The sequence below is a fragment of the Pseudovibrio sp. Ad37 genome, from assembly GCF_001623075.1.
GTDB lineage: Bacteria > Pseudomonadota > Alphaproteobacteria > Rhizobiales > Stappiaceae > Pseudovibrio.
Map to the genome: position 1 here is coordinate 57,355 of NZ_LMCF01000224.1, position 12,529 is coordinate 69,883.

10 protein-coding genes are annotated in these 12,529 nt (G+C 51.0%); 2 read left to right on the forward strand and 8 right to left on the reverse strand.

The genetic code is table 11. The features are described from left to right. Window positions 1-75 precede the first annotated feature (75 nt). The 5 genes from PsAD37_RS27130 to PsAD37_RS27150 form a co-directional block, all read right to left on the reverse strand. Window positions 76-2,442, reverse strand: a complete 2,367-nt coding sequence (locus tag PsAD37_RS27130; RefSeq protein WP_063298729.1) for a HEAT repeat domain-containing protein — start codon at window positions 2,440-2,442, stop codon at window positions 76-78. Window positions 2,443-2,638: 196 nt separating this feature from the next. Beyond that, window positions 2,639-5,314, reverse strand: coding sequence for an arsenate reductase (azurin) large subunit (locus PsAD37_RS27135; protein ID WP_063298730.1), 2,676 nt, complete (start codon window positions 5,312-5,314; stop codon window positions 2,639-2,641). Between the two features lie 10 nt (window positions 5,315-5,324). Beyond that, window positions 5,325-5,921 (reverse strand): arsenate reductase (azurin) small subunit, encoded by a 597-nt coding sequence (locus PsAD37_RS27140; protein WP_208992118.1) that lies wholly within the window; start codon window positions 5,919-5,921, stop codon window positions 5,325-5,327. A gap of 12 nt (window positions 5,922-5,933) precedes the next feature. Next, complete coding sequence (locus PsAD37_RS27145; protein ID WP_063298731.1) at window positions 5,934-7,076, reverse strand: cytochrome-c peroxidase; 1,143 nt, start codon at window positions 7,074-7,076, stop codon at window positions 5,934-5,936. A gap of 12 nt (window positions 7,077-7,088) precedes the next feature. Next, the gene (locus PsAD37_RS27150; RefSeq protein WP_063298732.1) at window positions 7,089-8,162 is read right to left on the reverse strand and encodes a cytochrome-c peroxidase; all 1,074 of its coding nucleotides are present in this window, start codon (window positions 8,160-8,162) and stop codon (window positions 7,089-7,091) included. A 273-nt stretch (window positions 8,163-8,435) separates the two neighbouring features. Between PsAD37_RS27150 and PsAD37_RS27155 the strand changes: the two genes are divergently transcribed. Next, complete coding sequence (locus PsAD37_RS27155) at window positions 8,436-9,203, forward strand: Crp/Fnr family transcriptional regulator (RefSeq protein ID WP_208992119.1); 768 nt, start codon at window positions 8,436-8,438, stop codon at window positions 9,201-9,203. Between the two features lie 53 nt (window positions 9,204-9,256). Here PsAD37_RS27155 and PsAD37_RS27160 read toward each other — a convergent pair whose 3' ends face one another. The 3 genes from PsAD37_RS27160 to PsAD37_RS27170 form a co-directional block, all read right to left on the reverse strand. Next, complete coding sequence (locus PsAD37_RS27160; RefSeq protein ID WP_063298734.1) at window positions 9,257-10,114, reverse strand: ABC transporter six-transmembrane domain-containing protein; 858 nt, start codon at window positions 10,112-10,114, stop codon at window positions 9,257-9,259. Between the two features lie 81 nt (window positions 10,115-10,195). Further along, window positions 10,196-11,344 carry a DNA alkylation repair protein gene (locus tag PsAD37_RS27165; RefSeq protein WP_063298735.1) on the reverse strand — a complete coding sequence of 383 codons (1,149 nt, stop codon included), beginning with the start codon at window positions 11,342-11,344 and terminating at the stop codon, window positions 10,196-10,198. Continuing rightward, a complete protein-coding gene (locus tag PsAD37_RS27170; protein WP_153039872.1) occupies window positions 11,337-11,729 on the reverse strand; it encodes a hypothetical protein in 393 nt (130 codons plus the stop codon). Before PsAD37_RS27170 ends, PsAD37_RS27165 begins: the two co-directional genes overlap by 8 nt. Before the next feature lie 9 nt (window positions 11,730-11,738). Here PsAD37_RS27170 and PsAD37_RS27175 point away from each other — a divergent pair, with 9 nt between their 5' ends. Continuing rightward, entirely contained in the window at window positions 11,739-12,497 is a 759-nt protein-coding gene (locus PsAD37_RS27175; RefSeq protein ID WP_063298737.1) for a YafY family protein, read from the forward strand. Window positions 12,498-12,529 lie beyond the last annotated feature (32 nt).

Sequence of the window (12,529 nt, forward strand, 5' to 3'; positions counted from 1 at the left end):
ACAACGTATTCCGCACCAGATAAATACCGATGCCCATCACGAGATTTGGTTTCGCCTCATTTGAGAGCAGAAACCTCAAGCCACGTATTTGTTCAGCACTTCAAGAGCCGCTAGCTTGCGGGAAAGATCTCCATCCAGCCACTGCTCCATAGCACCAAGAACGTTCTCCTGAGCATAGCAACGCAAACACGTTGCGGCTCCGGGAATAAGAACGCCATTTTCCATCCGCGCAGCTTCGAAAATCTCATCCAGATTACTAGTATCTGAGTTTGCACTCACAAGCTCCAGCGCAGTCACTCGCAGGCGACGACGAGGGCTTTTGAGATAGCTACGCACATCAATGTTAGTGTCAGGTTTTCCGGCCAAAACTTTCAGCGCTGAAGCAGAAACAGCGTCGGTTTTGTCCTTCAGCGCTGCCGTCACAACCTTCTCAGCTTCTGGATTTGAGGAGGTGCCAAGCAGCTCAACACGCATCGCACGCACAGCAACATCATTCTCTGGCGGCAAAGCAAGGATACGCTCGATAGCTTCCTCAGAAAGCTCAAGCCCATTCTCAACCAGATGAACGAGGCTCTGACTAGCCGCAAACCGAACCTGCATCTGACGATCAGACAAAGCAGACACCAGCGCATCAATCAGTTCAGGACGCTTCGCATCACCACAAATGCGCAAGGCCAGCAAGCGAATATCCAAAGCAGGATCATCCGGACGACCCGGCACAACGCGCTTCTTCTCAATCAGCTCATTCGCAAGCTCAAGGAAGTGCATGTCTTTCTTGCCAAGATCGACAGGCTCTTCAGCCAGCTTCTCAATCTCGTCTTCAGTGTTCAAGATCGCACCGAGTGTTGAGCCCGGGAAGGCAACAACATTGTCAGGAAGGTCTTCCACACGCTCAATAGCGCCCTCTGGCACATCTTCAGCAACCACTGGATCAGCACCGGCAGTGACCTTCGCAACCAGCTCTTCGGCGGAAGGCTCTTCGGCAACAACCTCTTCCTCAGCGACCACTTCATTTGGCGCCTGAGGCTCAATCACATTGCCTTCACGATCAATCTGAATGCGCGGCTGCTTGCCGTCACCCTTGCCATTGCTACCCAGATCAGACGGGTCTTTTTCTTTTGCACTATCGAGAATATCCTGATCATGCGCTTCAGGCATCAGCTTGCCAGAAACCGCCCAAACCAATTGTACAGCAGCATTGTCCGCAAAATCACCTTCACCTTCAGCCAGCTTGGCCAGAGAGTTCAGGGCAGCAAGACGGATTTCCTGTTCTGCACTTGTCACCTGCTCCTGCAAAACAGCAAGTCCATCAACGCTCGGCTTCTCGCCGTGAAGCACGATAAACGCTTTCAACACTGCTTCTTCCTGACGATGGACAGCAATCTCACTCAACAGAGCGGTCGCAGCTTCACTCTCAACCTTCGCAAGGACAGGCACAAGCGCGGCAACAAAAGCATCACTCGCACTACGCAAAGAGCGTTCAATCCGCTCGATCAGCGCATCCGGCTTGGTGATTTCAGAGGAAGCCATCCGACCAAGCGCCATAATACGCAGGGTCTCCTCCTCGTCTTCAAAAGCAACCTTTTCAAGCTTTGAGTAGGAGAGTTTACCAGATGCTTTCAGTGCCAGACGACGCATTTGCGGTTCACTATCAGCCAACAGTACAGCCAGATCAGCTTCCTCACCACGAGCCATCAGCACTTCAGCCGCAGCAACCCGCACATCAGGGTCAGCATCTGCAAACAGCACACGCAGGATCTCACCAACCCGCTCATCATTCGCAGAGGAGAGCGCACGCGCCGTATGCTCACGCACACGAGCAGACGCATCCGTCGCCAGTGAGGCCAGTTCAAGCAACCCGGCAACGCCCATCTCAGAAAGCGCCATAGTTACTTCCGGCCAAACTTCCTGACCAAATGGGTCGCGGGCAGCTTCCAACAAAGCAGCAGCAGATGCTTCACATTTCAACGTGCCCAGCGCCAGAATGGACTTGCGCTGCACATCCAGCCAATCATCCCATTCAGCACCGTAACCGTCCCATGCAACATCATCTTCGCAACGGTCTTTAGCCAGCTTTGTCAGCCATTCTTCCGCAACTGTCCCGCCAACAATTGCAAGTCCGTCAATGGCAGAAAGCTTCACTTCCAACACTGGATCGTTCTGCAAACTCCACAGCAGAACATCAGCATCCAGGCCTTTGCCTGCGCTGATCAGAGCTTCAACCGCATCACTGCGGACGTCTTCATCTTCGTCTCGCAGCGCTTCAGCAAGCGCAGCATGAGCCGTCGAAGTGCCAAATTTTCCAAGAATTTGAGCGGACAGACACTTTTCGCGCTCTTCGCCGTTTGCAAGCAACTCACACAAGATTTTCACGAGCTTATCAGTAGCTTCGGTCTGCTCCACTGCAAAATCCTGATCTAAATGCCTGATGGAAACCGTCATGATTGGCTTTTCTCCTCAAGCGTATTCCCGAGTAGTGGACTCCGGTGTTCGGGCAAGAATACGCAAAACAAAAACTTAAAGCAGGTTGAAAACAAACTGACTTAAGGCCCACTTCTGCAAAAAGGCTCAAACTTGCGAGCCCCTTGGCACAAGCGGAAAAAGAACTGGCGGGATAGCCCCGCCAGCTCCTGATTTCTTATGCAATATCGCGACGTGCGAAAGACATAGACCGGAAACTATCCTTGTATGGGCTTGTGCCGATCTTTTTGATGCGACCAACACCCATCTTGTAGTTGTAGTTACCGCTGATCCAGTCCACCACCCGGCCAGACAGAGCATTTGCTGGCTGTGCAGTGTGCAGGAAGTCCATGTAAAGCATGCCCTTCTTCAGCGCTGGGGTAACAATAGCTACCGCAGTAATAGCGCCTTCAGTCAGCTCGATATGGCCTTCATCCATCAGTTTGGTAAAGGTGAAGTCATCGCCTTCAATGCCCACTGTGGTGTCTGTCTGAACCGGAATACGGTCAGAGAAGAGCATCACGTAGTCACCGTTCTCGATACCGCGCTCTTTCGCATCATCTGGGTGGATTTCAACCCAGTTTTCAGGCCAGCGCTGCACGATGTAAGGACGACGGCGATCATCATAACCAGACTGCCAACGCTCGTTGATACGACCGGAAGTCACCCAAAGCTCATCATCCTTCGGCTTCATCCATGCCCAGTAATCGGAGAACAGGCTCCATGGGCTCTTCTGGATATTGCACTTACCAGTTTGAGAGTTGAAGTGAGTGAGCTTCTTGTTGTAGCGGTTGGAACCGGTTGGACCAGTCGCTGACAGTTCACGGGTTGTATCATGCAAGCGTTGGGTACCCTGAAGGGTTCCGTCTTCAAGCATCACAACTGGGCCCTGAATACCGTCAGTACCGAACTCAGCAAACTTCTCGTGAAGAGTCTTGCCTTCCTTCTGAGCAGCAACCTTCAACATAAAGAAGTCTTTACGGCTGCCACGTGAGAAGCGGGCTGCTTCTTCAAGCACTTCGTTGGAGTCTTTCCAATCGTAGCCTTTGAAGCCCATTTTCTTCGCGAGGTTCGCAACAATCCACCAGTCAGGTTTCGCTTCACCCGGTGCATCGTAGAATTTTGGATACAGACGCAGACGACGCTCACCGTTTGCACGGGTGAATGTGTCTTCACCCCAACCAGCAGCTGGGAAGACGATGTCTGCGAAACGTGCACCAATTGGATCTACGAGGTAGATATCCTGGTTCACAACAACCATGCCACCGCTATCTACACGCTTTTTCAGAGTGTCGATGATGGTCTGCTTGTCGTAAGAGCGCACCTGATTTGGGTTCTGAACAGTCAGCTCTTCAAACTTTGCAGCAAGAGACTGGGAACCACACATGGACTGAATCCAGGTGTTGCCAATCACGTGAGCAAAGCGGGTGTGACCACTCATCAAATACCGGTCGGTATCCATTGCGCGACGACGACGGCCTGGCAGTTTCTCAGGAGACTTGTTGCGTGGGTAAGACCCACCCTTCAAACCACCACGCTGGTGACCACCAGCACGGCCAATGACCTGCCCCGGACGACCGCCACAACCCGTGATAATACCAAGAGACGAAATCGCATTGGTGTTACCGGTGTTGTTGGACCAGTAGAAGCCCTTTTCGATCATAATGGACGTCTTAGGACGGGAGCCATCATCACGAGGTTTAGCCATCCACTCAGCAGCCTTGTAGATTTTCTCTACATCGATCTGAGCGGTTTCAGCAGCTGCAGTTGGTTCAAACTCATCCTGAGCCATCAGCCACTTAACAAAGTCGTCGTAACCTTTGGTCTGGAATTTGCCCCAGGTCGTACGCCACTGCCATGGAGTGTTACGAGTACCCTGACCGAAGCCTGATGAACTCTCCCACTTGTTGTTGACCCAATCGCGGATCCATTCAGCGTCTTGCCAACCGTTTTCGATGATCACACGAGCAATCGCGTTCACAACAAGAAGGTCAGTACCTGGCTGGATGTCGAGCCACAGACCACCATTCTTCTCCGCATAAGCCACACCAGCAGTACGGCGTGGGATCATGAAGATTGTCTTTTGACCGTTCTGGATGGCTGGCATAATCCAGTCAGTAAACAGAATGGTCTTGGACTCGTATGGGTCGGTACCGCAGATCATCAGAGTCTCGGCATCTTTCCAGTCCTGATAAGAAGGACCGAAGTTGTCGAAACCAGCATCACGGAAGCCCGGAGTGGACGTCACATCAGATGGAGTGTCGTGGAATGTGAAGTTCGCAGTGCTAACAGAGCGAAGAGCATACTTGGAAATCGCGTAGGTGTTTTCCATGTAGCCGTAGGAGAATGTTTTCACGCAGAAAGCGTTCTCGCCGTGCTTCTTGATAGTGTGCTTACCAACTTCCGCTGCAATTTCCAACGCCAGATCCCAGGTGACCGGCATCAAAGTGCCGAACATGCGGATCATAGGAGACTTCAGACGATCACGAGTTGGGGTCTGAGGGTTGTAAACCTTCTTCGCCAGCGCACCACCACGGATGGAAGAGTTACCATTGATGTTTACATGCTTGGTATCTTTATCCGGAATGATGATCACATGGTGAGGTTCGCCCTTGTGCAGCACAACGTTGTACTGGTTCGGAGCAACCCATGGGCCTAGCGGATCAACCGGGAAATCGACGCCAAAGGCGTTTTCAGCGGCTTTTTCACCACCTACTTTTCCGGCCTTAACAGGCCAGCGATAGATCTTATAACCACACGCTACGATGCAATAATCACAAGCAGTGGAAAGAACATCAGCATCTACCGGAGGCAGCGGAATGTTTGTTCCAGGAATGTAGTAGGGAGTTGGCATGATTTACTCCTCACCCTTTGAGATTGTCGTAGCGGCCATAGATCAGCCCGAACATACCAACAGCGTAAACATCGTCGCCGTCCAGCTCGAGAAGAACCTGAGGCAAGCTCTGGTAAGCCTGGCCGGAGATGAAGATACCGTGACGGGTTAGGTCAAAGGTGGTCAAATGCAGTGGGCATGGACCCAGAGCCTTATCACCTTTCTGATAGGTACCCTGCAGCGGACCACCCTGGTGAGTACAGGTGTAGTTGAACGCTACAATGTCCTTGTCAGAGCCAATACCGCCACCAGCTTCCTTGCCCAACTTAACAATCATGGACTCGCAATAAGCGCCTTCGTCCGGATAGTTAAAGTCGAGCGGTTCGTCTTCTTTCAGCTCAGAAAGCTTACAAATGAACTTGCGCTCATAAGTGGAGACCATCGCAGGCACCTTCGCAGAGGAAGGACCAGACCTGAGAGCCACCATAACGGTGAAGGTAGAAATACCGGAAGTCAGCAGGAACTGACGGCGTGTCATCACACAACGCTTGCCAGTTTTTGCAATTTCCTCAGGGCCGTTCACGACCTCAATCATCTCAGGAGAGACGGACTTAGGTTGATGTGTCATCTCCATCTCCTCTTAATTCGTTACAGCCGGAAGCGGTTCATACTCAGGAAGATCAGGTGTTTCCATGAGAAGACGCTCGCCAGTGAAGCTTTCTACGAAGGCCACCAGATCAGCTTTCTCTTTGTCGGTCAGACCGAGAGGCTTAATCAAGTCGGTTTTCGTTGCAGCCCAGTCGTTAGTGCCACCACCCTGGTTGTAGAATTCTACGACGTCTTCCAGAGTTTCCAGCATGCCGTTGTGCATGTAAGGAGCGGTGTACTTGGTGTAACGCAGAGAAGGCACACGGAACTTGCCGAGGTCAGCATTCTGCTTGGTCACGAAGTAAAGGCCCGGATCGTCCTTCCACTTGCGGTATTTCTCTTCCGTGGAGCCTTTTGCAAAAAGCTCGAAGCGGAAGGTGATTTGCGCAAGTTCATCGTCTTCCCAACCGTCATAAGCTGGAACGCCGAGGTTGTAGTACTTCTGGTTGGAGATCAGAGCACCATCATGACAGGTAGAACAACCAGCCTTACCGGTGAACAGTTCCATACCGCGCTTCTGCTTATCACTCAGAGCATCATCATCGCCGAGCATGTACAGATCAAACGGAGTATCACGCTGAACGATTGACCGCTCAAATGCAGCAATCGCCATATAAGCGTCACGCATCAGAGGGTATTCAGTACCGAACACATCGTTGAAGCGCTCACGATACTCAGGAATAAACGCAAGGCGCGCTTCCATCATGTCGTCTTCACCGTTACCGGCAACACCACCACGAGCAGCTGTACGAGCTTCAGCTTCCAAAGATTTGGAAACACCAGTCCAGAACAGGTTGCCGTAATACGCAGTATTCACGATCGTTGGTGAGTTACGCCAGTGAACAGTACCCGGATAGCCCAGAGAGATCTTGTCCGGGAAGTCCCAGCCGAGTTCAGGAAGGTGACAAGCCGAACATGGCATCGCACCGTTACCGGACAGACGTGGATCGAAGAACAGGAGCTTGCCCAGCTCAACCTTTTCAGGTGTCATTGGGTTATCTGGTGGAGAAGGAGGCTCACCCAAAGGAGCCAGTTCTGCCGGGCGTTTTTCAGCCGCTTGAACACCAGCTGCAACTGCAACAATGGAAACACCAGCAAGTGCAATCACACTAATGGTTTTTTTGAATGTTGTCATTTTAGCAGCCCCCTAGTTCTTCTTGTTTTTCCAGTCTTCGATCAACTCATAAGAGTAGTCGTCGGCTGTCCAAACATATTCAGGAGTATTGAAGCTGTCGCCAGACAAGGTCTTCAGAAACGCGACCAGATTGGCCTTTTCGCTGTTCTTCAGATTGAGAGGCTTCAGACGTGAGTCTTTGTTGACATCATCACCGCCACCCTGGTTGTAGAATTCTACAACATCTTCAAGTGTCGCCAGCATGCCGTTGTGCATGTAAGGCGCAGTGTATGTCAGCTCACGAAGAGTTGGGGTCAGGAAGGAACGCTTGTTCTCTTCTTTATGATCCCGGATGAATGCACCCTGGTCTTCACGCAGGTTCATGTAGTTGTTAACGCCCATGAACTTCGCGTAAGTCACATAGGTGATGTGACGCAGTGGATCAGACCAGATATCAGGGTTGTTAGGAACACCGATATTGTGTGGCTGATCATCTGTGAAGCGGTTGCCGGTGTGACAGGAAGAACATCCTGCTTTGCCCATAAAGAGTTCATAACCGCGTCGTTCAGAAACGGTCAGCTCACCACGGTCAAACGCGGAACCTTGAGATGTAATGGATTTAAGAAATGCTTCTAAAGCACCACGAGCACCACCGTTAGATGGTTCGCCCTTACCCGCAGCTTCAAACATTTCAACGTAAACAGGATCTTGCTTCATGCGTTCCTGCATGATGCGCATATCCATGTTCATGATGTAGGTCTCTGTGATCATACCACGAGAGACATCGTTCAGGTTTGTACCTAAACGGCCATCATGCATCCAGGCTGCCCGGTGTCCGACATTCGCCAGTGTTGGCGTATTACGGAAACCTTCTGTACCTGTATATGCAGTAGAAAGCTTTTCGCCGTCTGTGAACCCCTTAGCTGGATCATGACATGTTGAACAGCTAAGGTTAGTGTCACCAGACAAACGGCTATCATAAAATAAGCGTTTTCCCAGTTCTACAAGAGCAGGTTTCTGCTCTATCTTTGCAACAGGCCCTAAATCTGTTGCGAATGCCGCAGTGCTTGTCATCAAAGCAATCGACATACTGACGAGAAGGCGCATTGTTACCCCCAGTTTGGCTGGGATGATACTAACAAGATTCGTTGTCAGGCAGCATCGATCCCCGAATACGCATTATTTCTGCATGGAGCTGAACTGTTTTCATTGATTGCAATCAGTAGTTGGATTTAGGAGTTCTAAAGAATGATATTTTTTCACTCTCATCCGGTAACAAAATATTGAATAAAAGTAATCCTTAGAATATTGATTTATATCAATGTCCTTGACTACAGGGGACTTTACGCCAAATCACGTAATAAGCGGGGAGCTTAACGCATGTCGGGGACAACCCCTCCAAAGATAGCGTCATCACCTGACCATCTTTCGTTTGAATGTGTTCAGGAATCCTGCGGTTTTAAGGGCGAGGAATGCCTCTGTCGCCCGATGCATCATCATTTCGAAAAAGCAGAATTACGTGCCGCCAGAACCATCGAGCTGAACGAAGGTGATCAACTGGCGCCAGAAGACTTTCCGGAACCTGTTGTTTTCGCAGTTCTCAATGGTGTGATCGCTGTTGAGAGCCACTTAAGTGACGGACGCCGCTCCCTACTCACGCTTCGCTTCCCAGGTGAGTATCTGGACATGAACCGTGCAGACCGTCACGCATCTGGTGAAGTCGTCGCTCTTGCGCCAACTTCCGTGAAGCTGGTTCCACGCAATGTCTTCGAAGAGTTGTTGTTGCTGGACTCCAACCTGCGCCGCATCTACTGGCGCCGCGCGACTGATATCATGCACCAGCAGTTCGACCATTCTTCTGATCTGGGCAAGAAAACCCCAACAGAGCGTATGGCCTCCTTTATCTTTGAGCTACGCAACCGCATGAGCATTCCACGCTTTGTGGAAGAGTTCACTCTGCCAATCTCCAGGCAATCCATTGCGGATTATCTTGGCCTGCGCGCTGAGACCGTAAGCCGTGTTCTGAAGAGTTTGGAGAAGGAAGGCGCTGTAAAGCTCATCGGCAAGCACAAGATTGCCGTTCTGGACTTCAAAGGCCTGCGCAAAATCGCAAATGGTGCACGTCCGCGCCTGTCAAACCATCGCTGATCTGATCGCGCGACTTTAAGAGCTGGTCACAACGCCAGCTCTTCCCACCCTGCTTACTCTTCTTCTACATTATTTATACGCGCAGTGATCTCATTCAGGCGTGTCAGGCTTTGCATCGTCATGGGCAGCATAATGGCCGCCTCCACGAACTCCCACGAGTAAGCCACGATAGAAAAGATCATGCCTGTACTCATGTCGGGTAGCCCAGCCGCCAGGATCAGATTGATCACAATAAACGCAATCTGAAACAGGAAAATCACGCCATAAACGATGGCTTCCGTGTCAGAAAGACGAACTTCATGCATCCTTAGCGCACGCAGATGCCTCCAGACACCACGCCGACTTCCTCTCTCAAGCACATGCACCTGGTTCTCTGTCTCTGCATTCAGGGCGGAATTGAGTAAATAAAACCGGTTGTTAAACGCCGAGTAAATAAGCAGCAGCAGAACGACGACAGTAAACGCCGACGCTGACAGCCACAAATGGAAGCCAGCAAGCACCACCAGAGCGACAATAATCTGGATAACAGCTGAAAGTACTTCAGGTACTTCCCCTTCCAGATAGTCCACTAGCTCTCTGCTCATGTTCAGCCGTGCTGCCCGTTTCGAAACCGATTTATTCTGGTGCCTCTGATCCAGTTCCGCCCCTAAATGAAGCCAGATTGTGCCATAGGCGCGGGTATCATAAATCCGGCGCGCAACCGCGATCACCGTCAGCCCCACAAGGACACCACCCATTACAATGACATTGTCGAATGCCCCTTGAAGCAGGTCATCAATGGCAAACCCGATGAGCAACGGGATCAGTGCCATCAAAAAATTCTCTGCAAGAACACCTGCCCATGTAAGACAAATCCGATAAGGAAATGTCTTCACAAGGGTAGAGAGTCCAAGATGTCCTTCTAAACGCATGATGCCCTCAACACACAAACAATAGATTGTCATTTCAGATAATTTATTATCACACGGTGTCAAGGCCTGCTCATTCGGCAGTTAAGCAACCACCTCTTCAACACCAACCAATTCAAAGGACCCAATCGGCGTCTCAACTCCGTTCAGCAACACTGCCAGCCGATGTTCTCCCTCATAATACCGACGTGTTGTGATTGGCCGAATGCTGTGTTTGCCTGAAACACGCAGCGTCTGCCCAGCGCTCAACTCGCCTCTCCGCCACTTGAACACCTTTGGGGCCAGATTCCCGTTCGCTTTGCGATGGTAGATGACAAAGTCCAGCATAAACGGAACTGCCGTCTCAGAGGCATTGCTTATCTCCGCAGAAAAGGTCAGTCCTGATCCATAGACCACCCGATCAGTATCCAACACACTGCGCACCACACGCGTATGTTCTGCATCATATCCAAGCACGGCGAGGCTCGGCAGATGGGCCGCCTTCACATTGCTCCGCAACGCATGCCGCACCAACCGCAATCTACGCTCGGTTGGTTGCTCGAGCCAGCGCCCACAAACCTCCGCAGTTAAATCAGGGTGATCCTTGGAAATGTCATTCAGATGATTGGCAACAGACCGGCGCACATACTCAGTCTCATCATCTTTAAGCTTCTCTAACAATGGCAGGCACTTATCAGGGCTCTCGATAAAGCCCTTCAATCGCTGTCCCCATGGCAACCTTGGCCGTGTTCCCTCAGAAACAAGCCGCCGCACATGCGCACATTCATCCTCAGCCCACTCAGCAAAAAGCGTCATCGCCTCCTCTTCATAGCGTTCAATAAACGGACGAATAGCAAACTCAGCTGAAAAGCGACGCGTCATCTCTTTCATAGCAGCCATCGAGAGCTCAAACTTCTCCAGGCCATAAAGCAGCACGTAATCGGAAAATGGCATTGTGACGAAGCCAGAAAGCCCGCTTCCATCATTCTCCCAGACTGGCTCATCCTCCATAGCCAACGGAGCCGAGAGCGTCGCCATCATAACCCGCAGCGCTTCGCTATAGTCTTCAGGAAGATAACGGCGCAAGCAACGCGCCAGATGGAGCGAACGCTCTTTCAGCTCCAGTTCACTCAAACCATCCAGAGCTTCAGCTGTGAAACCAGAAGCAAGAAATGAGGGATGAACCCCTGCCAAAGCAGAGGCCATCCGTTCAATAGATGCTTGATTGAAAACCTCTTTAAAAGGCTCAGCCATAAGTACCCACCACACTAAAGAATTCCATTGCACCAGCTTTGCGCGGCTGATGCTCACGGCTCATATCAATCATAGAAAAGTACGCCTGCCCGGCTTCATGTTGGCCAGCGGCAACAAAAGCCTTCTCACTTGCACTACTGTGTGCCCAAACAACAATATCAGCATAAGCACCATCTTCATGCTTCACCAAAGAACGGCGCACAAACCCTTTATGCTCATTCAAAAACTCCGCTTGAAACCGCTCAGAAGCAGCAACAAGATCACTTTCACTCTTGCCCTCAGCAAGATGAAAAGGCGCAAACTCAATCACTTGGTTGGTCATCATAATTTTCCTTAAAAATTCGGATGACCTGCTTGTATGGACATATATGTCATTTAACGTCATATTTCTTTTATGAGCAATGAAAGAAGCCGAGCAACCAGAGCAACAGCCCTAAAACGCCTTGATAGGCTTGAGCAGATTGAAGCGCTGCTCAAATCTGATGAGTGCCCGACAACGCATGATCTGGCAAATGAACTCGGGATCTCCCAGAGAACTCTGTTCCGGGATCTGGAATTGCTCCGTGATCGTGGCTTGCCGATTGAGGCTGATAAAGGTCGCGGAGGCGGCATCCGGCTTCAATCCCGCTGGGGTATCGGTCGGCTTAAGTTGGAATATAAAGAGGCGATAGACCTCCTTATCAGCCTCGCCATCGCAGAAAACATGCGCTCCCCTCTCCTGCTCGCCAGCCTGAAGCCGATCCGCCGTAAGCTGATAGCCTCCTTCTCTCCAGAGCTGCGCTCTCGCGTCGATACATTGAAGTCCCGCATCTGGATTGGCGAAACAGCCTCTCTTTATGTTTTTGGATCTTTTGAGGAATTTGACAGCGAAGCAATAAGTCCGGTCAACGAAGCCTTCTTGATGAGCAAGTACATCGACATCGAGTACAGCGATCAGAACGGCAAGCTATCCCACCGAACCATCGAGCCGCACTACCTCTTCCTGAGCTACCCTGTTTGGTACATCATGGCCTGGGACCACCTTCGCGATGCCGTCCGCACCTTCCGTTTAGACCGCATAAAGTCCGCCCAAATGCACGACAAAAGCTTCACCCCAAAACCCATACAACCCTTCATAGACGCCATCGACGGCATAGAACCAACAACGCCTTAAGGGCTTTCGCATCTCGTCATCAAAGCTTCAAC